Origin of the sequence: Streptomyces sp. NPDC048523 (assembly GCF_043199815.1) — a bacterium.
Taxonomy (GTDB): domain Bacteria; phylum Actinomycetota; class Actinomycetes; order Streptomycetales; family Streptomycetaceae; genus Streptomyces.
This window is the reverse complement of the sequence record NZ_JBICWQ010000002.1, coordinates 254,420-275,978: the sequence shown is the minus strand read 5'-3', so window position 1 is coordinate 275,978 and position 21,559 is coordinate 254,420. Positions and strand designations below refer to the sequence as shown.

The window sequence follows — 21,559 nt, the reverse complement described above, 5'->3', positions numbered from 1 at the left end:
ACGCAGAAGATCCTGACACCGGGGTAATCCGTGAAAAAGCTCTCCGCACGACGACGCCACCCGCTGGCGGCGCTCGTCGTCCTACTCCTCGCGCTGGCATGCACCGGGGGGCTGTACGCCGTGTTCGCCCCCGCGGGCCAGGCGAAGGCAGATGAAACCGCCCAGTCCCTGGCCATCGACGAGGGCAAGAAGCTCTTCGCCGTAGGCTGCGCCAGCTGCCACGGCACCGGCGGTCAGGGGTCCTCCGACGGTCCGAGCCTGGTGGGCGTGGGCGCCGCGGCCGTCGACTTCCAGGTCGGCACCGGCCGTATGCCGGCCCAGCAGCCGGGCCCGCAGGTTCCGAAGAAGAAGGTCATCTACACGCAGGCCCAGATCGACCAGCTGGCCGCGTACGTCGCCTCGCTGGGTTCGGGTCCGTCCGTCCCGACGAAGACGGAGTACGGCCCGGACGGAGCCGACATCGCCAAGGGCGGCGAGCTGTTCCGCACCAACTGCGCGCAGTGCCACAACTTCACCGGCAAGGGTGGCGCGCTGACGCACGGCAAGTTCGCACCGGACCTCGAGGGTGTCTCCCCGAAGCACATCTACGAGGCCATGCAGACCGGCCCGCAGAACATGCCGTCGTTCCCCGACACCACGCTGTCGGAGCAGAACAAGAAGGACATCATCGCGTACCTGAACGCGGTCAACGGCGACGACACCGTGAGCCCCGGCGGCCTTGAGCTGGGCGGTCTCGGCCCGGTCTCCGAAGGCCTGTTCGCCTGGATCTTCGGCCTCGGCGCGCTGATCGCGGTCGCCGTCTGGGTCGCCGCTCGGACCGCAAAGGCCAAGAAGTCATGAGTAGCCAAGACATTCCAGAAGAGAACCTGCCCGCAGAGCAGGACGCGCACGGCGCGGTAGGCGTCGCGGACGAGAAGCACCCCTTCGCGGACCCCGGCCTCCCGCCCCACGAGCACCGGGTGCAGGACATCGACGAGCGGGCCGCCAGGCGGTCCGAGCGCGTGGTGGCCATGCTGTTCACGGTGTCGATGCTGGCCACCGTCGGGTTCATCGCCTCGTACGTGGGCATCCCCCACGACGAGTCGATCTACGTCTTCCCGATCGGGCACATCAACGCGCTGAACTTCGCGCTGGGTCTGACCCTCGGTCTCGCCCTCTTCTCGATCGGCGCGGGCGCGGTCCACTGGGCCCGCACCCTGATGTCCGACGAGGAGATCGCCGACGAGCGTCACGCGATCGAGGCGCCCCCCGAGGTCCGCGCGAAGGTCCACGCGGACTTCAAGCAGGGCGCCAAGGAGTCGGCGCTCGGCCGTCGCAAGCTGATCCGCAACACGATGTTCGGCGCGCTGGCCCTGTTCCCGCTGTCCGGCGTCATGCTGCTGCGCGACCTGGGCCCGCTGCCCGGCACCAAGCTCCGCCACACCATGTGGCGCAAGGGTCTCCAGCTCGTCAACATGAACACCAACGAGCCGCTGCGCCCCTCCGACGTCGCGGTCGGCTCGCTGACCTTCGCCAAGCCCGAGGGCCTGGAGGAGCACGACGAGGAGTTCCAGACCGAGATCGCCAAGGCCGCCCTGATGATCGTCCGCATCCAGCCGGACAACATCAAGGACAAGCGCGAGCTCGAGTGGTCGTACGAGGGAATCGTCGCGTACTCGAAGATCTGCACCCACGTCGGTTGCCCGATCTCCCTGTACGAGCAGCAGACGCACCACGTGCTCTGCCCCTGCCACCAGTCCACCTTCGACCTGTCCGACGGTGCCCGGGTGATCTTCGGCCCCGCCGGTCACGCCCTGCCGCAGCTGCGCATCGGCGTGAACGACCAGGGTTACCTCCAAGCGCTCGGCGACTTCGAGGAGCCCGTCGGTCCTGCTTTCTGGGAGCGCGGATGAGTACTACAGAGTCCTCCGAGTCCCGCGCACGCGGGAAGGCACCGGCCGGCGAGCGCGTCGCCGACTGGGCCGACGGCCGACTGGGGATCTACTCCCTGGCCAAGGCCAACATGCGCAAGATCTTCCCCGACCACTGGTCGTTCATGCTGGGCGAGGTCTGCCTCTACAGCTTCATCATCATCATCCTCACGGGTGTGTACCTGACGCTGTTCTTCCACCCGTCGATGAACGAGGTGGAGTACCACGGCAGCTACGTCCCGCTGCAGGGCCAGCTGATGTCCGAGGCGTTCAACTCGACCATGCACATCTCCTTCGATGTGCGCGGTGGTCTGCTGATCCGGCAGATCCACCACTGGGCGGCGCTGATCTTCCTCGCCGGCATGTTCGTGCACATGATGCGTGTGTTCTTCACGGGCGCGTTCCGCAAGCCGCGTGAGGTCAACTGGCTGTTCGGCTTCCTGCTGTTCGTCCTGGGCATGTTCACCGGCTTCACCGGTTACTCGCTCCCGGACGACCTGCTCTCCGGCACCGGTGTCCGCTTCATGGAGGGCGCGATCCTGTCCGTGCCGATCGTCGGCACGTACCTGTCGTTCTTCCTGTTCGGCGGCGAGTTCCCGGGCGGCGACTTCGTGGCCCGCTTCTACTCGATCCACGTGCTGCTGCTGCCGGGCATCATGCTCGGCCTGGTCGTCGGCCACCTGATCCTGGTCTTCTACCACAAGCACACACAGTTCGCGGGCCCCGGAAAGACCAACAACAACGTCGTCGGCATGCCGCTGCTGCCGGTCTACATGGCCAAGGCCGGAGGCTTCTTCTTCCTGGTCTTCGGTGCCATCGCGGCCATCGCGGCCATCGCCTCGATCAACCCGATCTGGGCGATGGGCCCCTACCGTCCCGACCAGGTGTCCACGGGCGCCCAGCCGGACTGGTACATGGGCTTCTCCGAGGGCCTGATCCGTGTCATGCCGGGCTGGGAGATCAACTTCTGGGGTCACACGCTCGTCCTGGGCGTGTTCATCCCGCTGATCATCTTCCCGCTGGTCCTGGTCGCCATCGCGGTCTACCCGTTCATCGAGTCCTGGGTCACCGGCGACAAGCGCGAGCACCACATCCTGGACCGCCCGCGCAACGCTCCGACGCGTACCGCGTTCGGTGTCGCGTGGATCACCTGGTACATGGTGCTGCTGATCGGTGGTGGCAACGACCTGTTCGCCACGCACTTCCACCTGTCGATCAACTCGATCACCTGGTTCGTCCGGGTCGCGTTCTTCGTCGCCCCGGTCGTGGCGTTCATCATCACCAAGCGGATCTGCCTCGGCCTGCAGCGCCGCGACAAGGACAAGGTGCTGCACGGCCGAGAGTCCGGCATCATCAAGCGCCTGCCGCACGGTGAGTTCATCGAGGTGCACGAGCCGCTCAGCCAGGAGCAGCTGCACACGCTCACGGCGCACGAGCAGTACAAGCCGGCCGAGATCGGCCCCACGGTCGACGAGAACGGCGTCGAGCGCAAGGTCAAGGGCTCCGAGAAGCTGCGCGCCAAGCTGAGCGAGGCGTACTACGGCGACGAGTCCCAGATCGCCAAGCCGACCGTCGAGGAGTACAAGGAGATCACGAGCGGCCACGGCCACCACTGATCGCTGCGCTCGCCACGCGCGGTGGAAGGGCCCGTCCGACACCCCGGACGGGCCCTTCGCCGTGCCACGAGGAGGGGCGGGTGCGGGCCGGTGGGGGCTGGGCGCGCCCGCGCGGCGGAGCCGCACATCGATACAGCCCCGCGCCCCTGGGCGGTTGCGGTCACCCCGCGCCAGGACGAACCGTTGGAGGGCTCCGTCCGAACACCGGACGGGGCCCCTTTGCCGTGCTCCGCGCTGGATAGGGTGTGGGCACACTTTTCTACGACATCTGGAGCGGCCCCATGAGCGCTGTGACCCCCGCTGGAGGCGACACCGCGGCGGGCCGTTCCTGGCCCGAGGTACTGAACGCCCTGCTGTACGGCCGTGACCAGAGTGCCGACGCGACGGCGTGGGCGATGGACCGGATCATGCAGGGCGAGGCGACCGACGCGCAGATCGCCGGCTTCGTGGTCGCCCTCCGGGCCAAGGGCGAGACGGTCGAGGAGATCAACGGACTCGTCCGGACGATGTACGCGCACGCCAACGTGATCGAGGTCCCGGGGCGGACGGTGGACATCGTCGGCACCGGCGGCGACGGTGCCAAGACCGTAAACATCTCCACCATGTCGGCGATCGTCGTGGCCGGCACCGGCGCCACGGTCGTCAAGCACGGCAACCGGGCCGCCTCCTCCGCGTCCGGTGCTTCGGACGTCCTGGAGCAGCTCGGCGTCAACCTGGAGCTGACCCCGCAGCGGGTCGCCGAGGTGGCCGGAGAGGCCGGGATCACGTTCTGCTTCGCGATCAAGTTCCACCCGGCGCTGCGTCACGCGGGCGCCGCCCGCGGCCAGTTGGGCATCCGCACGGTGTTCAACATCCTCGGCCCGCTGACCAACCCCGCCCGCGTGCGGTCCCAGGCGGTCGGGGTCGCGGATCCGCGCATGGCGCCGGTCGTCGCGGGCGTCTTCGCCGAGCGCGGTCACTCCTCCCTCGTCTTCCGCGGTGACGACGGCCTCGACGAGCTGACGACCACGTCGACCTCCCGCGTCTGGGTCGTCCGCGACGGCAAGGTCACCGAGGAGAGCTTCGACCCCCGGGACGCCGGCCTCGACCTGGTGCCGGTGGAGGCCCTGCGGGGCGGTGACCCGGCGTACAACGCGGAGGTCGCACGCCGCCTGCTGGACGGCGAGAAGGGCCCGGTCCGGGACGCCGTACTCCTGAACTCGGCGGCCGCGCTGGTGGCCCTGGACCCGGGTTCGGGCACGCTGGCCGAGCAACTGAGGGCCGGGATGGACAAGGCCGCCGAGGCGATCGATTCGGGGTCGGCGAAGCGGACGCTGGAGCGCTGGGTGGCCGCGAGCAACGCATAGCGTTCACCAGGTGTCGTCCCGCGATCCGGACACGGGTTGCGGGACGACGATCATTTCACGTACGTTCTTTGACCAGGTCATGAGTGACAGTCATGAGGCCCCGGCCGACTGTCCGGCAACCCTCCGTCCGTGGCGGGGTGCCCCGGGTGAAGACCAGGCCGTAGGCAGCGAGGTCTACGGCAAGCGCGGATCCCTCACGAACCAGGGATCCTGGTCGTTCGAGGAGTCTTCCGTGAGCAACCGAATGCGATAGGGCGCAGAGCCCCCCTCCGCACACCCCTCTCACCTTTCACCTTTCACGGGAGTCCCCCATGTCTGTCTCCACCGCTGCCGCCGTCCAGACCATTTGTGCGCCCCTGCCCGTTCTGGGACGAGATGTCACCGTCCCGCTGGTCACCGGCGGCGAAGTCACCTACGCCGCCCTCGACTACGCGGCCAGCGCACCCGCCCTCCAGCGGGTCTGGGACGACGTGGCGGCGTACGCGCCCTACTACGGCAGCGTGCACCGCGGGGCCGGCTACCTCTCCCAGCTGTCGACCGACCTGTTCGAGAACGCCCGCAGGACGGTCACCGAGTTCCTCGACTGCCGCGACGACGACCAGCTGATCTTCACCCGGTCGACCACCGACTCGCTCAACCTCCTCGCCGCGGCGCTCCCCGCCGACTGTCAGGTCTTCGTCTTCGAGACCGAGCACCACGCGAGCCTGCTGCCCTGGAAGGACGCCCGGGTCAGCTACCTGGACGCCCCGCGCACCCCGCGCCAGGCCGTCCAGACCCTGGAGAAGGCCCTCGCCGACCGGGACCCCCAGGGCCCGGCCCTGGTGTGCGTCACCGGCGCCTCCAACGTCACCGGTGAGCTGTGGCCCGTACGGGAACTCGCGGCGGCCGCGCACGCCCACGGCGCCCGGATCGTGCTCGACGCGGCCCAGCTCGCCCCGCACCACCCGGTGAGCGTCCGTGACCTCGACGTCGACTGGGTCGCCTTCTCCGGCCACAAGCTCTACGCCCCCTTCGGCTCTGGTGTCCTGGCCGGCCGCGCCGACTGGCTCCGGGCCGCCGACCCCTACCTCGCCGGCGGCGGCGCCAGCCGCAAGGTCACCCGGCGCGAGGACGGCGGAGTGGACGTGGAGTGGCACGACAGCGCCGCCCGCCACGAGGCCGGCTCCCCGAACGTCATCGGCGCCTACTCCATCGCGTCGGCCTGCAAGGCGCTGACCGAGGCCGGCTTCGACACCCTGGTCGCCCGCGAGCAGCACCTGATCGAGAAGGTGAAGGCCGGCCTCGCCGAGGTCCCCGAGGTCCGCGTCCTGTCCCTCTTCGGCGACGACGCCCCCCGTGTCGGCGTGATCTCCTTCGTCGTCGAGGGCTGGAACAGCTCCCACTTCGCGGCCGCCCTCTCCGCCGAGTACGGCATCGGCGTCCGCGACGGCCTCTTCTGCGCCCACCCCCTCGTCCGCACCCTCCTCGGCAGCGACCCGCAGTCCCAGGGCGAGTGCGGCGCCCCCGAGGCCGCGCCCGGCGAGAAGTCCCTCAACGCGATCCGGGTGAGCTTCGGCGCGGGCACCCCGGACGAGCACGTGGAGCGGTTCGTGCAGGCCGTGAAGGAACTGGTCGCGGACGGTGCGAAGTGGACGTACCGCACCGAGGACGGCCGCTGCGTCCCCGCCGTCTGACGGACCGGAGTCCACCGCGCGTATACGCTCCCCTCAGCAACCGTCCGGAAAGCAGGGGGAGCACGGGGTGCAGGAGCTGCGCGAGACGGACCCGCCGGCCATCGGGCCCTACGCGGTCCTGGGCAGACTCGGGTCCGGCGGCATGGGCGAGGTGTATCTCGCCGAGGCCCGGGGCGGGCTGCGGCTGGCCGTGAAGGTCGTACGGGCCGAACACGCCGAGGACCGCACCTTCCGTGCCCGGTTCCGGCACGAGGTACGGGCCGCGCAGACCGTCGGCGGGGCCGGCACGTACACCGCGCGGGTCGTGGACGCCGACACCGAGGCGGCCCGTCCCTGGATGGCGACCGAGTTCGTGGCGGGACCCAACCTGCGGGACGCCGTGCTCGACCGGGGACCGCTGCCCGCGGACGCGGTACGGCTGCTGGCGGCCGCGCTCGCCGAGGCGCTCGCCGCGATCCACGCCAAGGGGCTGGTGCACCGGGACCTCAAGCCCTCCAACATCCTGCTCGCGCCGGACGGCCCCCGGGTCATCGACTTCGGGATCGTCCGGGCCCTGGAAGGCACGGCCCTGACCCGGACCGGAGTGGTCGTCGGCTCGGTCGGCTATCTCTCGCCCGAGCAGATCCGCAACGGCGCCCAGGTGGTGCCGGCCAGTGACGTCTTCTCCCTGGGCGCGGTCCTCGCCTACGCGTCCGGCGGCAAGGAACCCTTCGGCGAGGGGCAGGATTCGGTCGTTCTGCTGCGGATCCTGACCGGTGACGTGGACCTGTCCGCCGTACCGGAGGAGCAGCTGCCACTGGTGGAGGCGTGTCTGCGGGACGACCCCGGCGCCCGGCCGACCCCCGCGGAGCTGGTCGCGGCCGCGGGGCACACCACAGTCTCGCTGCGCGAGAGCCTGCGGCCGGGGTGGTACGGATCCGGTGCCGTGAAGGAGCCCCGGACCGTGCGGAGCGGGGCGCGCTGGGTTCCCGGGCACGACTCGGGGGAGCGGGAGAGCCGCGTCGAGTACGTGGCGCCGCCGACCGCCACGGACATCCCCGCGGTCACCGATGTGACACCGGCCCCTGCCCCGCCGTCGCGGCGCCGGCTGTTGCGGGCCGTGGCGGGCGGCGCCGGGGTCGTGGCGGCCGGCGGACTGGGCGGGTGGCTGTGGCTGCGGGACGCGCCGGACGGATCCGTGCAGGCGGGGGCCCCGGGCACGCCGGCGACGGGCTGGCAGTACAAGGTCCAGGGCCTCGGCGGACGGCGCGGCCCCTGTGCGGCCGTCTCGCCCGACGGCACGCGGGTGTACGTCGGCGGCACGGACCGCGCGCTGCACGCGCTGGACCTGGACGGACGGACCGTATGGCGGACCTCGCTCGGCGCGGAGGCCATGTCCCCGCTCGCCACCGCCGACGGCGTGTACTGCCTGCTGGAGGACGGCCAGGAGGGCTCCTCCAAGCTGTGCGCGCTCGGCCGGGGCGGCAAGGTCCGCTGGACCAGGCGGTTCGCCGGAAACGGTCAGTTCCCGGTCGCCGCCGGCCGACTGGTCCTGGTGTCCTACGGCGACGGCTCGGACGCGGGCGGGGTGCGGGCCTACGCCCCCGACGGCAGCGTGCGCTGGTCCACGCCGACCGGACCGGCACCCACCGGTGAGCCCCTGGTGGCGGACGGCGTGGTGTACGTCGGTACCTTCGGGGACCAGGTCCAGGCCCTGGACGCGACCAGCGGCAAGCGGCTCTGGACGAGGAAGGCGGGCCTCGACCCCGGCCGTCCCGCGCTGGTCGGCGACACGCTCATGGTCGGATCCGGCGGCGAGGACATGCTGCACGGCCTGAGCCGCACCGGCAAACCGCTGTGGGACTGCACCAACGACAAGATCTACGGCAGCCGCTACTTCGCCTGTGTGCCCTTCGGCGACGTGGGCGTCACCGCGTCCGACTACGAACTGGTCGCCCTGGATCCCGCCGACGGATCGACGGCGTGGTCCTTCCGGTTCACCGACGACGGACGCCAGTACGGCGACCCCACCGTCCAGGGCGACACCGTCTACGTACGCCACGGCTCGACGCTCTACGGCATCAACCGCAAGGGAAAGCAGACCTGGCACCGGCGCGTCGAGGGCGGCACGTCCGTCGGGACGCAGAGTCCGGTCGTCCGGGACGGCCGCGTGTACGCCGCGACCGCCGACGGCATCACGGTGCTCGCGCTCGGCTCCTAGCCGTCGGGGGAGCTCAGCTGTCGAGGCCGATCGCGAACGCGGCCTCCAGGTCGTGCTGGGAGTAGGTGCGGAAGGCCACGTGGGTGTCGGTCGCCTCGACGCCCGGGATCTTGCTGATGCTGCCGGGGATGACCTCGGCGAGGTCCTCGTGCCGCTTGACCCGGACCATGGCGATCAGGTCGTACGTGCCCGTGACCGAGAAGACCTCGCTCACGGACTCCAGCGCGGCGATCCGCTCCGCGATCTCGGGGATCCGGTCCACGCTGGTCTTGATGAGGACGATCGCGGTGATCACGGCTGGTTCTCTCCCTCGGGGGCCGGTGGCAGGGCTCTCACCCTACTCGCGGTCCAGTCGGCCCGGTTTTTCCGCCGGGGGTCCGGGGGTCGTCCCCCGGGAAGACACAGCAGTGGTACGGCCGAAACGCACCCACGCGAAGACCAGGCCCAGGCCGAAGCCCACCAGGTGGGCCAGGTAGGCCACCCCGGGGCCGTCGGAGGCCCGGCCCGCGGCGAGCCACTGCAGCGCCGCCCAGAAGGGGAGGACGACCCAGGCGGGGAAGCGCAGCGGCAGGAAGAAGAGGAACGGCAGGAGACTGGTCACCCGGGCCCCGGGGAACAGGAAGAGCAGCGCGCCGAGGACCGCCGAGATCGCCCCGGAGGCACCGACCAGGGACTGCTCGGAGTCGGCGTTGGCGGCCGCGTAGCCCAGCAGGGCGAGGTAGCCGCTGCCGACGTAGAAGAGGAGGAACTGCACCCGGCCCATCCGTTCCTCGGTCATCACCCCGAAGACGTAGAGGAAGAGCATGTTGCCCAGCAGGTGCACCCAGCTGCCGTGCACGAACAGCGCGGTGGCCGGGGTGAGGGCGGCGCCGGGCGAGCCCTCGAAGAGCTCGGCGGGCACCACGCCCCAGCGGTGGAAGTAGGCCCGCTGGGCGGCCAGGGCCGCGTCCCCGGAGCCGTAGGCCGGATCGAGGCCCGAGGCGGGGCCGATCACGAAGACCAGACAGCACAGGGCGATCAGGCCGTAGGTGACCGGAGCCGGCCCCCACAGCGGCCCGTTCGCTGCACCGACCGTCACCCTCCAGTTGCGGATCATGAACACAGAGCATGGCGTAACGGGACGCAACCGCACAGAGCGCCTCGCCGCCGGACAGGTCCTGTGGACGCCCGAGCGGCGAGTACCCGCCAGGCCTTAGGGTTACGAGCCACACGCACCGGGCCGCCGGTGTGTCACGGACAATGGCTAGTAGGAAAGAGCACAGTCACGATGACGGTTCCCCTCCCGACCGCCTCGACGCGGTGGCGCTGCACCCTCTGCGGCAACCTCACGCGCTTCGACGTGACCCGCTCGTCGAAGGTCGTCGAGTACGTCCACCTCGACCTGGCGGGAGAGCCGAAGGTCGAGGAGCGCGAGGTGGTCAGTGAGACCATCGAGTCGGTGCGGTGCCGCTGGTGCAACGCCGTGGACCAGGTGGAACTCGTGGACAGGCCGGGCGCCGGCTCCTGACAGGGCCGGCCCCGCACAGTGATGGGGTGTGACGGATGGTGGAGACACAAGGCGGGGAGCCGGGCGACGGCGCCGCCGCCGAGGTCCTCGACCGTCCGCTGCCCGACAGTGTGCGGCGCCGGGTCGTGCACATCGTCTCGGAGGGGTTCGGCGGGCTGACCGTCGGTGAACTGCCCGCCCAGCTCAGGCAGTACGCGCGCTTCGCGCCGAACCGGCGGGCCAAGTTCGCGGGCAACGCGATGGCGGCCGCGCTGGAGACCGATCCGCTGTTCCGCCAGCGTATCGGGGAGAAGTTCAGAGAGGTCCAGCCGGAGCTGGCCGGCGCCCTCGACTCCGGTTCCCCGCCCCCGGCCGCGGACCCGCTCGATGTGGCGGCCGCGGCCTATGTGCTGCGTCCCACCGGCTGGGTCAAGCTGGTCACCGCGGCCGGCGAGGAGGCCCAGCGGGCGGACGCCGAGCGGGCCGACGAGGAGAGCCGCGCCGAACTGGAGCGGCTGCGTGAGCAGCTCACGGCCGCCCGCGACCAGACGCGCGCCGACACCGAGCGGCTGCGCACCGAGCTGGAGTCCGCCAAGAAGGAAGCCGAATCGCTTCACCGCAAGCTGCGCGCGGCACTCAGTGACGTCAAGCGCGGCGAGGCGGCCCTGCGCAAGCTGCAGGCCGAGATGGACGCCGTACGCGCCGAGAGCCAGGCCCAGGTGTCCGCCGCCGAGAGCGAGTCACGGCGCCTGAAGGCACGCCTGGGGGAGGCGGAGGCCGCTCTGGAGGCCACGCGCAGAGCGGCACGGGAGGGGCGCAGTGTCGAGGACATGCGCGTGCGTCTGCTTCTGGACACCGTTCTGGACGCGGCCCAGGGACTGCGCCGGGAACTGGCCCTGCCGCCGGTCTCCGTCCGGCCCGCCGAGACCGTCGACGCGGTCGAACCGGGTCGCATGACCCCCAAGGACATCGCCGCGCGGGCGCTGTCCGAGAACGACCCCGCGATCCTGGACCAGCTTCTCGCCCTGCCCCAGGCGCACTTGGTGGTCGACGGCTACAACGTCACCAAGACCGGCTATCCCCAGATGCCGCTGGAGAAGCAGCGCCTGAGGCTCCTGGGGCAGCTCTCGCAGCTCGCCGCGCAGACCGGGGCGGAGGTGACCTGTGTCTTCGACGGGGCCGAGCTCGCCGCGCCGGTGCTGCTCGCGCCGCCGCGCGGGGTGCGGGTGCTGTTCTCCAAGGCGGGAGTCACCGCCGACGAGTTGATCCGCCAGCTGGTGCGCGCCGAGCCCCCCGGGCGGCCGGTGATCGTCGCCTCCACCGACCGCGAGGTCGCCGACGGCATCGCCAAGGCGGGGGCCCGGCCGGTCGCTTCCGCGGTGCTCCTGAAGCGGCTGTCCTAAACATCAAAGTCCAGGCTGAATGACCGAATTGGCCGTATCGTCACGCAACGTAGTGTCAAGCCCGCCTCACTGCATGTGAGTTATGTGCAAAGAATGCATGGCGTGACGAGATTTTGCTCCTGAGGATTTGAACTGATCACAGTAAGGTCACTAGGGTCTGCTCTCGAACCTCCGAGCGGGTGATCACTCAAAAGAAGGAGTTCACCTCCGTGGCGTCCCACCGTCGACCCAAGCAGCCGAGCCGTACGCGCGTGACCGTGCTCACGACCGCAGCCGCTGCCGCCGTGGCCCTCAGTGCCAATGCCGCCAACGCCGCGCCGAGCGAGAAGCCGAGCAAGGACGAGGTCAAGGCGAAGGTCGACGCCCTGTACGAGCAGGCCGAGCAGGCCACGGAGAAGCTCAACGGCGCCAAGGAGAAGCAGGAGAAGCTCCAGAAGGAGATCTCCACCATCCAGGACAACGTGGCCCGCGGCCAGGGCGACCTGAACGAACTGCGGGACTCCATAGGCCTCGCGGCCGCCGCGCAGTACCGCACCGGCACCATCGACTCCTCGCTCCAGCTCTTCCTGTCGTCGAACCCGGACGACTACCTGGACAAGGCGTCCACCGCGGACCAGCTCAGCTCCCAGCAGGTCGAGGCGCTGAAGAAGATCCAGGAGAAGCAGCGCGAGCTGGCCCAGGACCGCGCCGAGGCCTCCGAGAAGCTCAAGGACCTCGCGAGCACCCGCACCGAACTGGCCAAGCAGAAGAAGTCCGTTCAGGGCAAGCTCGCCGAGGCGCAGAAGCTCCTCAACTCGCTGACGGCCGCCGAGAAGGCCGCCCTCGCCGCCGCCGACGCCCGCGCCAGCCGCTCCGCGAGCGAGCGCGTGGACCTCGGAGACGCCCCCGCCTCCTCCGCCCGGGCCCAGGCCGCCTTCAACGCCGCCCAGACCCAGCTCGGCAAGCCGTATGTCTACGGCGCCACCGGCACCGCCTCCTACGACTGCTCGGGTCTGACCTCCTGGGCCTACGCGCAGGCCGGCATCACCATCCCGCGCACCTCGCAGGCCCAGGCGAACGCCGGTACGCGCATCTACAGCATGAGCGACCTCAAGGTCGGCGACCTGGTGATCTTCTACGGCGACCTGCACCACGTCGCCCTGTACGCGGGCAACGGCCAGGTCATCCACGCCCCGCGCACCGGCACGGTCGTGCGCTACGAGTCGATCAACAACATGCCGTTCCAGTTCGGCGTGCGGATCTGAGCCCCGTACCTGCTCAAGATCACGACGACTCGCCGCCCGTTCGGGCGAATCACGATCACCACAACTGACTCCGCGCCCCGCCCATGACCTGCGTCTTGGGCGGGGCGTCACGTTGTGTGCCCGCGGAGGTCGTTGGATACGCCCCTGCCGCGGGGCTACTGTCGGCCGCGCTTCCCCTCACCGGGGAACGTCTGTGTCCGCCAGTGGAAGGAGCGCGGCTTCCCGTGGGGTTCCATCGCCGCCTTGTCCAGACGTCCGGGTTCAACCGGGGCGCCGGTGCCGCTCTGTGTGTGCTGTCCGCGGCGGCCGCCGCGCTCGGCGCCGTACCGGCCGCCGCCACTCCTTCCGAAGGCACCCGGGCCGAGGTGGACCGCCTCTACGAGCAGGCCGAGCAGGCAACCGAGGCCTACAACAAGGCCGACGAGCGTGCCGACTCGCTGCGCGAGGAGGTCAGCACCGCACAGGACGGGATCGCCCGCCAGCAGGAGCGCATCAACTCCATGCGGGAGGCGCTCGGTTCACTGGCCGGCGCCCAGTACCGCTCCGGCGGCCTCGACCCGTCCCTCGCGCTGCTGTTCTCCGACGACCCGGACGACTACCTCGACAAGGCGGCCGTCCTCGACCGGATCAACGCGCGCCAGGCGGGCGAGCTCAAGGACCTCCAGGACGCCATGCGCGAACTCGCCCAGGAGCGCGGCGAGGCGGCCCGCAAACTCGGCGAACTGGAGAAGAGCCGCAAGGCCGTCGCCGCCCACAAGCGGACCGTCGAGAGGAAGCTCGCCAGGGCGCGTGCGCTCCTCAACTCCCTGCCGTCAGACGAGCGCGCCGCCTACGACCGGGCCTCCCGCTCCGGTCGCTCCGGGATGCCCGACCTCTCGGGTGCCGCCGCGCCCTCGGGCCGGGCGGCCGCGGCCGTGGCCGCCGCGCAGTCCGCGATCGGCAAGCCGTACGTGTGGGGCGCCAACGGGCCGGGAGCCTTCGACTGTTCGGGCCTGATGCAGTGGTCGTACGCCCAGGCCGGCGTCTCCCTCCCGCGCACCTCGCAGGCCCAGCGCTACGCCGGCCGCCAGGTGCCGCTCTCCCAGGCGCGGCCCGGCGATCTGGTCACCTACCGGGGCGATGCCAGCCATGTCGGCATGTACGTCGGCAACGGCCAGGTCGTCCACGCCCCGTACCCCGGCGCCCCGGTGCGCTACGACCCGGTGGGCATGATGCCGGGGGCGACGGTCACGCGCCCCTGACCGACGGCCGCCGTGCCCGTACGATCGGGAAACATGGCTGGTCGAAGGCGGGTGCCGAAACACGGTGTGGTGGTGCTGTGCCTGCTGCTCACCTCGCTGGTGGCCTGCGGCGGGCGGCCGACGGCCACCGACACCGCCAGGGCCGACGTGCAGCGCGTCCTCGACCGGCGGGCGGCGGCCGTACTGGACCGTGACAGGGCGGGCATCGCCGAGACGGGTACCGCGAGTTGGTTCGAGGACGTCAGCGCGGTGCCCCTCGCCTCCTGGGCCTACAAGGTCACCGGCGTCCACCGCACCGGCGCCACGGCCACCGCCGACGCCGAACTCCGCTACCGGGTCCAGGGGTACGACCAGGCCCCCGTCACCGTCGCCCGCACCCTGGACCTCTCCCTGGACGCGGCCGGCCAGTGGTACGTGAAGGACGAGAAGCCGGCGAAGAAGGCTCCGCAGCAGTTGTGGGACCAGGGCGAGGTGACCGTCGTCCGCGGACGGCACAGCATCGTCCTCGGCGTCGGCCAGTCCGGCGAGAGACTGCACTCCTTCGCGGACCTCGCCGACCACGCCGTGCCCGCCGTGTCGGACGCCTGGGGCACCACGTGGTCCCGGCACGTCGTCGTGCTCGTACCGCGGTCCCTGCAGGGGATGGCGGGGCTGCTCGGCTCGCCGGCCTCCTCCTACCGCGGGATCGCGGCGGTCACCACCGGTGAGACGGGCGCCCCGGCGCAGGCGCCCGCGGACCGGATCATCGTCAACCCCGACGCGTACGGCCTGCTGGGCACCCTGGGCAGGCAGGTCGTGCTCACCCACGAGACCACCCATGTCGCCACCCGCGCCGACACCACCGCCGCGACACCGCTGTGGCTGTCGGAGGGGTATGCCGACTGGGTCGGCTACCGGGGCACCGGGCGCACCCCGGCCGAGGCCGCGCCGGAGCTGGAGGAGGCCGTGTCCGCGGGCCGGGTGCCCGCGAACCTCCCCTCCGACGCGGACTTCGGCTTCAGCGGCAGCGCGTCCGGGCTCGCGATGTCCTACGAGGGCGGCTGGATGGCCTGCCGGATGATCGCGGACCGGTGGGGCGAGGCGAAGCTGGGCGAGTTCTACCGGGCCGTGGGCACGCACGAGAAGCGGCCGGGGGCGGTGGAGGAGGCCATGGACAAGGTGCTCGACACCGACCTGAAGACCTTCACCGCGGCGTGGCAGGAGTACCTGCGGGATCAGCTCGACTGACCCCACCACTGGACGGCCTCAGCCGGCCTTCAGGATGAGGTCGAGGTCTCTCGGGCCGGAGTCGTGGGCTGATCCGGTACCGGGGGCGGCGGGGTCTGTTTCGGGGCCGTCGAGCGCCACAGCTCGCGCATTCCGATGACGGTGGCGAGGACCAGCAGGCCGTTGCGCACGAGCAGGAGGATGATGCCGCGCGGGGTGCTTCCCACGACGTCCGCGAACCAGATCGGGAACTCCAGGACCGTCACGAAGCACGCCGCCAGCACCAGGACGGCCGGCAGGCCCATCCGGCTCGCCCGGAAGCACAGGCAGGCCGCCGCGAGGCCGACCAGCCACACCATGTACTGCGGGCTGATCACCCGGCTCGTGGTGGTGAACATCAGCACCGCCACCAGCGCCGCGTCGGCCGCCGTGTGCGCCTCGAACCGGGTGGCCGTCAGCCGCCACAGCAGCAGCAGTCCGAAGGCCATGCCGGTCAGCGCGAGCGCGGCCGTGCTGACGGCGGTCACCCAGGGGCCGAGGAACTCGACCGAGCCGTAGTTGAGCAGGACCGAGCCGTCCCAGCCGTGCCGGCGGGCGATGTGGAAGACCAGGGAGCCCAGCGACTCCACCTCGGTGCCGCGCTCCCGCTGGAAGGTCAGGAAGGCGAAGGCCCCGGGCATCGCCACGGCGAACAGCCCGGCCACCACGACCACCGTCGCCACCGCCGAGGCCCAGACACTGCGCCTGCGGATGCCGACGAGGATCAGCGCCGGCCACACCTTCAGCAGCGCCCCGAAGCCCACCAGGGCCCCCGCCACCTTCGGATGCCGGGCGGCCGCGAGGACCGCCGCGATGGCCACCGCGGTCACCATCACGTCGTAGCGGGAGTAGACGGTCGGGCCGAGCAGAGGTACGCCCGCCACCCACACCCAGGCTCCGCGCAGCCGCCGCCCGGGACGCCGGCCCGCGTACAGCAGCAGGAGGAGGGCGGCCAGGTCGGCGACGAAGGCGAGGACGAAGAAGGCCTGGGTGTACTCCAGGAAGGGCAGCAGCGCGGGGGAGAGGATCGCGAGGGCCGCGGCCGGCGGATACTGCCAGGTCACGTCGGACTGCGGGAACGTTCCGGTGCGCAGGACGTCGTACCAGCCCTGGTAGATGACCGACACGTCACTGGTGACGTCCGGGCCCGGGAAGACGTACACCTTGAAGACCCACAGCAGGAGCAGCAGCCTGGTCACGCCCCAGGTCAGCAGCAGCCACGTCAGGGACCGCCGTCCGGCCTTCGTCTCCACGTGATCCCCTGCCGTTCGCTCGCACTCTTGAGGGGAACATGATGTCCCGCTCTCCTGTGAGGGTGCCATAAACGTGGCCGCGCCCGGCTGTGAGCAGCCGGTTCGGTAGTCTCGGCCGCGATGCACAAGACCCTGATCGTGACGAACGACTTCCCGCCCCGCCCCGGTGGCATCCAGGCGTTCCTGCACAACATGGCGCTGCGCCTCGACCCCGAGCGGCTGGTCGTCTACGCCTCCACCTGGAAGCGGAGCCGGGAGGGCCTCGAGGCGACCGCCGCCTTCGACGCGGAGCAGCCCTTCACCGTCGTACGTGATGCCACGACCATGCTGCTGCCGACGCCCGGGGCGACCCGGAGGGCGGTCGGGCTGCTGCGTGAGCACGGCTGTACGTCGGTGTGGTTCGGGGCGGCCGCGCCGCTCGGGCTGATGGCGCCGGCGCTCAGGAGGGCGGGGGCCCGGCGGCTGGTGGCCACGACCCACGGGCACGAGGCCGGCTGGGCCCAACTGCCCGCCGCGCGGCAGCTGCTCGGCCGTATCGGGGAGTCGACCGACACGATCACCTACCTCGGCGAGTACACGCGGTCCAGGATCGCCGCCGCGCTGACCCCGGCGGCCGCCGCACGGATGGTGCAGCTGCCGCCGGGCGTCGACGAGAAGACCTTCCACCCCGGGTCGGGCGGCGACGCCGTGCGGGCCCGGCTGGGGCTGACGGACCGGCCGGTGGTGGTGTGCGTGTCCCGGCTCGTGCCGCGCAAGGGGCAGGACACGCTGATCCTCGCCATGCCGCGGATTCTCGCGAAGGAGCCCGACGCCGTGCTGCTGATCGTCGGCGGCGGGCCGTACGAGAAGGACCTGCGCAGGCTCGCACACGAGACGGGGGTCGCCGCCTCCGTCCGCTTCACCGGAGCCGTGCCCTGGGCCGAGCTTCCCGCGCACTACGGCGCCGGGGACGTCTTCGCGATGCCGTGCAGGACCCGCCGGGGCGGACTCGACGTCGAGGGGCTCGGGATCGTCTACCTGGAGGCCTCCGCGACCGGCCTGCCCGTCGTCGCCGGGGACTCGGGCGGCGCCCCGGACGCCGTGCTCGACGGCGAGACCGGGTGGGTCGTGCGGGGCGGGTCGGCCGAGGAGACCGCCGAGCGGATCGTCGTCCTCCTCGGCGACGCGGAACTGCGGAGCCGCATGGGGGAGCGGGGACGGGAGTGGGTCGAGGAGAAGTGGCGGTGGGATTTGTTGGCGGAAAAGTTGAAGACGTTGGTATAGCCGGAGGCCGATAATCCGCCGATGCTGCGCGCATGACAGTAAAACTGATGCAGCGTCAGCTGACTAGACGTCAGATCCTTGGTATGGCCGCCCTCCAGACGGCGGCCACTCTCGGCTTCACCCGAGTCGGGCTCCAGTCGGCCCGCGCGGACGAGCCCGCCGCGGTCGAGTCCGCGCCCGCCATCGTCGTCGGCTCCGGCTACGGCGCCTCCGTCGCCGCCCTGCGCCTCGGCCAGGCCGGCATCCGCACCCTCGTCCTCGAGATGGGCCGGCTCTGGAACACCGCCGGCCCCGACGGCAACGTCTTCTGCAACACCGCCAGCCCCGACCAGCGCTCCATGTGGTTCCGCAGCCGCACCGAGGCGCCGCTGGCCACCTTCCTGTGGCTGGACGTCGTCAACAAGGACGTCAACCCCTACCCCGGCGTCCTGGACCGGGTGCACTTCCCCAACATGTCCGTCTTCGTGGGCCGCGGGGTCGGCGGCGGCTCCCTGGTCAACGGCTCGATGGCGGTCACCCCGCTCCAGTCCTACTTCGCCGAGCAGTTCCCGACCGTCGACACCGCCGAGATGTACGGCACGTACTTCCCGCGCGCCCGCGCCATGCTCGGCGTCAACACGATCGACCCGGCCTGGTTCGAGGCGACCGAGTGGTACCGGTTCAGCCGGGTCTCCCGGAAGCACGCCGGCAACACCGGCCTGAAGACCACCTTCGTGCCCAGCGTCTACGACTTCGGCTACATGCAGCGCGAGGCCGCCGGCACCGCCACCAAATCCGCCCTCGGCCAGGAGGTCATCTACGGCAACAACCACGGCAAGAAGAGCCTCGACAAGACGTATCTGGCGTCCGCGCTCGGCACCGGCAACGTCACCATCCACACCATGGAGAAGGTCACCGGCATCAGCCGGGCGGGTGACGGCAGTTGGGTACTGACCGCCGACCGGATCGACTACACCGGCGCGGTCGTCGAGACCAAGCAGTACGGCTGCACCTATCTGTTCCTCGGCGGCGGCAGCCTCGGCACGAGTGAACTCCTGCTCCGGTCACGGCAGTCGGGGACCCTCCCGGCGCTGGACGCGAGCGTCGGGGCCGGCTGGGGGCCCAACGGCAACACGATGCTCGGACGGGCCAACCACCTGTGGGACACCGTCGGCGCCAACCAGTCGACCATGCCGGTCATGGGCATCGACGACTGGGCCAACACCGACAACCCCGTCTTCGCCGAGATCGCGCCTTTGCCCACGGGACTCGAGCACTGGGTCAGCCTCTATCTGGCGATCACCAAGAACCCGCAGCGCGCCAGGTTCTCGTACGGCAGCGGGGGACTGGGCCTCGACTGGAGCAGCGCGCAGAGCTCGGTCTCCTCCGGCATGGCCAAGAAACTCTTCGACCGGATCAACTCCGCCAACTCGACCATCTACCGGTACGACCTCTTCGGCTCCCCCAGCAGGGTCTTCGCCGACGACTTCACCTACCACCCGTTGGGCGGCTGCGTGCTGGGCAGAGCGACCGACAACTACGGCCGGGTGAAGGGCTATTCGAAGCTGTACGTCACCGACGGCTCGCTGATCCCCGGCAACATCGGGGTCAACCCGTTCGTCACCATCACCGCCCTCGCCGAACGCACGATGGCGCGGGTCCTCGTGGAGGACACCGCGCCATGACGCTTCGTCAGAAGGCGTACTACTTCGCGTAGATCGCCTCGATCTCGGTCGCGAAGTCCTTCGCCACCACGTTCCGCTTGAGCTTCAGCGAGGGCGTGAGGTGGCCCGTCTCCTCCGTGAACTGGGAGGACAGAATGCGGAACTTCCGCACCGATTCCGCCTTCGACACCGCGGCGTTGCCGTCGTCGATCGCGGCCTGGATCGCCGCGTTCAGGTCCGCGTCCCCGGCCAGCGACGCCGCGGTGGAACCCGCCGGCTTGCCGTGCTCCTCGGCCCAACGGCCCAGGAACTCCTCGTCGATGGTGACCAGCGCGCCCACGAACGGCCGCCCGTCGCCCACCACCATGCACTCCGCGACCAGCGCATGCGCCCGGATACGGTCCTCGATCACGGCCGGGGCGACGTTCTTGCCGCCCGCGGTGACGATGATCTCCTTCTTGCGGCCGGTGATCCTGAGATAACCGTCCTCGTCGAGGGTGCCGATGTCACCGGTGTGGAACCAGCCGTCGGTCAGCGCCTCGGCCGTGGCGGCCTCGTTGTTCCAGTAGCCCTTGAACAGGTGCTCGCCGTGCAGCAGCACCTCGCCGTCGTCCGCGATCCGGATCACCGAGCCCGGCAGCGGCTGCCCGACGGTGCCGATCTTCGTGCGGTCCCAGGGGTTGAACGCGGTCGCGGCACAGGACTCGGTCAGGCCGTAGCCCTCCAGGACCGTGAAGCCGATACCGCGGAAGAAGTGCCCCAGGCGCTCGCCCAGCGGGGCACCGCCGGAGATCGCGTACTCGCCGCGACCGCCCAGCACGGCCCGCAGCTTGCTGTAGACGAGTTTGTCGAACGTCTTGTACTTGATCTTCAGACCGAGCGACGGGCCCGACGGGGTGTCCAGGGCCTTGCTGTAGGCGATCGCCGTGTCGGCGGCCTTGTCGAAGATCTTGCCCTTGCCGTCCGCCTGCGCCTTGGCGCGCGCCGAGTTGTAGACCTTCTCGAAGACGCGCGGGACGCCGAGGATCAGCGTCGGCCGGAAGGACGCCAGTTCGTCGGTGAGCTGCTTGATGTCCGGGACCATGCCCAGCTTGATCGGCGCCATCATCGGCGCGATCTGCACGAGCCGGCCGAAGACGTGCGCGAGTGGCAGGAAGAGCAGGACCGAGCACTCACCGGTGCGGAACAGCGGGCGCAGCCGCTCCACGATGTTGCCGCACTCCGCGAAGAAGCTGCGGTGGGTGAGCACGCAGCCCTTGGGGCGCCCCGTGGTGCCGGAGGTGTAGACGATGGTCGCCGGGTCGTCGGCCTTCGCCAGCGAACTGCGCTCCTCGACGGCCGCGTCGCTGATGTCCTTGCCGGCGCGGGCCAGCTCCTCGATCCCGCCGCCCTCGATCTGCCAGACGTGCTTGAGGGCGGGCAGCGAGTCGCGCACCGACTCGACGGCCGCGCTGTGACCGTCCAGCTCCACGACGCAGGCGGTCGCGCCCGAGTCGCCGAGGATCCACTGGATCTGCTCCGGCGAACTGGTCTCGTACACCGGCACGGTGATCGCGCCCGCACTCCAGATGGCGAAGTCCAGCAGCGTCCACTCGTAGCGGGTGCGGGACATCAGGGCGACCCGGTCGCCCGGCTGGACGCCGGAGGCGATGAGCCCCTTGGCGGTGGCGTGCACCTCGGCCAGGAAGGCCGTGGCCGTCACGTCCTGCCACTGACCGCCCACCTTGCGGGCGATGACGGCTACGTCGGGATGCTGCGCGGCGTTTCTCCGGACGATGTCGGTGAGATTGCCGTCCGCAGGGACCTCGTACAAAGCCGGAAGGCTGAACTCGCGCAAGACTGCTGCTCCTCATAGGGCGCCGGCGCCACGACGTTGTGTGATGCGACGGTCGGTCCAAGGCTCGGGCAGGTGCTCAGGGATTCGGTAGTTGAATGCTGAGCACGACTGGACTGCCCGGACGTTACCCGCCGGTATGGCTTCTTCGACAGGGGGTCCCGGCGAGATGTTCGCTGCGTCACACGGATTGGGGGTTCTT

General features: G+C 70.6%; 17 protein-coding genes and 1 riboswitch. Of the genes, 13 read left to right on the top strand and 4 right to left on the bottom strand.

Annotation, left to right across the window (positions count from 1 at the left end):
• Positions 1-30: 30 nt before the first annotated feature.
• From ACGFWE_RS10200 to ACGFWE_RS10175, 6 genes are all read left to right on the top strand, one after another.
• On the top strand, positions 31-840 hold the full coding sequence (locus ACGFWE_RS10200; RefSeq protein WP_352382995.1) for a c-type cytochrome: 810 nt from the start codon (positions 31-33) through the stop codon (positions 838-840).
• Positions 837-1,892, top strand: coding sequence for a Rieske 2Fe-2S domain-containing protein (locus ACGFWE_RS10195; RefSeq protein WP_352382993.1), 1,056 nt, complete (start codon positions 837-839; stop codon positions 1,890-1,892). The genes ACGFWE_RS10200 and ACGFWE_RS10195 overlap by 4 nt, the downstream gene beginning before the upstream one ends.
• Entirely contained in the window at positions 1,889-3,526 is a 1,638-nt protein-coding gene (locus tag ACGFWE_RS10190; RefSeq protein ID WP_352382991.1) for a cytochrome bc complex cytochrome b subunit, read from the top strand. Before ACGFWE_RS10195 ends, ACGFWE_RS10190 begins: the two co-directional genes overlap by 4 nt.
• Positions 3,527-3,807: 281 nt before the next feature.
• Positions 3,808-4,872 (top strand): anthranilate phosphoribosyltransferase, encoded by a 1,065-nt coding sequence (gene trpD, locus ACGFWE_RS10185; RefSeq protein WP_352382989.1) that lies wholly within the window; start codon positions 3,808-3,810, stop codon positions 4,870-4,872.
• Between the two features lie 75 nt (positions 4,873-4,947).
• Positions 4,948-5,064: riboswitch (SAM riboswitch) on the top strand.
• A gap of 119 nt (positions 5,065-5,183) precedes the next feature.
• Positions 5,184-6,545 (top strand): aminotransferase class V-fold PLP-dependent enzyme, encoded by a 1,362-nt coding sequence (locus tag ACGFWE_RS10180; protein ID WP_393599224.1) that lies wholly within the window; start codon positions 5,184-5,186, stop codon positions 6,543-6,545.
• Between the two features lie 67 nt (positions 6,546-6,612).
• The gene (locus tag ACGFWE_RS10175) at positions 6,613-8,745 is read left to right on the top strand and encodes a PQQ-binding-like beta-propeller repeat protein (protein WP_393599222.1); all 2,133 of its coding nucleotides are present in this window, start codon (positions 6,613-6,615) and stop codon (positions 8,743-8,745) included.
• A gap of 13 nt (positions 8,746-8,758) precedes the next feature.
• Here the strand turns inward: ACGFWE_RS10175 and ACGFWE_RS10170 are convergent, their stop codons facing one another.
• Positions 8,759-9,040, bottom strand: coding sequence for an Lrp/AsnC family transcriptional regulator (locus tag ACGFWE_RS10170; protein WP_007381475.1), 282 nt, complete (start codon positions 9,038-9,040; stop codon positions 8,759-8,761).
• A gap of 42 nt (positions 9,041-9,082) precedes the next feature.
• Complete coding sequence (locus ACGFWE_RS10165; protein ID WP_393599220.1) at positions 9,083-9,841, bottom strand: rhomboid family intramembrane serine protease; 759 nt, start codon at positions 9,839-9,841, stop codon at positions 9,083-9,085.
• Positions 9,842-10,012: 171 nt separating this feature from the next.
• Here ACGFWE_RS10165 and ACGFWE_RS10160 point away from each other — a divergent pair, with 171 nt between their 5' ends.
• The 5 genes from ACGFWE_RS10160 to ACGFWE_RS10140 all read left to right on the top strand — a co-directional run bounded on the left by ACGFWE_RS10160 (position 10,013) and on the right by ACGFWE_RS10140 (position 15,346).
• Complete coding sequence (locus tag ACGFWE_RS10160) at positions 10,013-10,252, top strand: hypothetical protein (protein ID WP_037719539.1); 240 nt, start codon at positions 10,013-10,015, stop codon at positions 10,250-10,252.
• A gap of 35 nt (positions 10,253-10,287) precedes the next feature.
• The gene (locus ACGFWE_RS10155) at positions 10,288-11,634 is read left to right on the top strand and encodes an NYN domain-containing protein (protein WP_393599218.1); all 1,347 of its coding nucleotides are present in this window, start codon (positions 10,288-10,290) and stop codon (positions 11,632-11,634) included.
• 209 nt (positions 11,635-11,843) lie between these two features.
• On the top strand, positions 11,844-12,878 hold the full coding sequence (locus ACGFWE_RS10150; RefSeq protein WP_352382980.1) for an NlpC/P60 family protein: 1,035 nt from the start codon (positions 11,844-11,846) through the stop codon (positions 12,876-12,878).
• A 224-nt stretch (positions 12,879-13,102) separates the two neighbouring features.
• Positions 13,103-14,119 (top strand): NlpC/P60 family protein, encoded by a 1,017-nt coding sequence (locus tag ACGFWE_RS10145; protein ID WP_352382978.1) that lies wholly within the window; start codon positions 13,103-13,105, stop codon positions 14,117-14,119.
• 33 nt (positions 14,120-14,152) lie between these two features.
• Positions 14,153-15,346, top strand: coding sequence for a hypothetical protein (locus ACGFWE_RS10140; RefSeq protein ID WP_352382976.1), 1,194 nt, complete (start codon positions 14,153-14,155; stop codon positions 15,344-15,346).
• Between the two features lie 29 nt (positions 15,347-15,375).
• Here the strand turns inward: ACGFWE_RS10140 and ACGFWE_RS10135 are convergent, their stop codons facing one another.
• Positions 15,376-16,617, bottom strand: coding sequence for a glycosyltransferase 87 family protein (locus ACGFWE_RS10135; protein ID WP_393599215.1), 1,242 nt, complete (start codon positions 16,615-16,617; stop codon positions 15,376-15,378).
• Positions 16,618-16,737: 120 nt separating this feature from the next.
• Between ACGFWE_RS10135 and ACGFWE_RS10130 the strand changes: the two genes are divergently transcribed.
• Together ACGFWE_RS10130 and ACGFWE_RS10125 are read left to right on the top strand one after the other, a co-directional pair.
• Positions 16,738-17,880 carry a glycosyltransferase family 4 protein gene (locus tag ACGFWE_RS10130; protein ID WP_393599213.1) on the top strand — a complete coding sequence of 381 codons (1,143 nt, stop codon included), beginning with the start codon at positions 16,738-16,740 and terminating at the stop codon, positions 17,878-17,880.
• Positions 17,881-17,963: 83 nt separating this feature from the next.
• Positions 17,964-19,544 (top strand): GMC oxidoreductase, encoded by a 1,581-nt coding sequence (locus ACGFWE_RS10125; protein ID WP_393599211.1) that lies wholly within the window; start codon positions 17,964-17,966, stop codon positions 19,542-19,544.
• A gap of 19 nt (positions 19,545-19,563) precedes the next feature.
• On the opposite strand, the gene ACGFWE_RS10120 is transcribed toward ACGFWE_RS10125, so the two are convergent.
• Positions 19,564-21,360: an AMP-dependent synthetase/ligase gene (locus ACGFWE_RS10120; protein ID WP_352382970.1), complete on the bottom strand. Its 1,797-nt coding sequence runs from the start codon at positions 21,358-21,360 to the stop codon at positions 19,564-19,566.
• Positions 21,361-21,559: the final 199 nt, after the last annotated feature.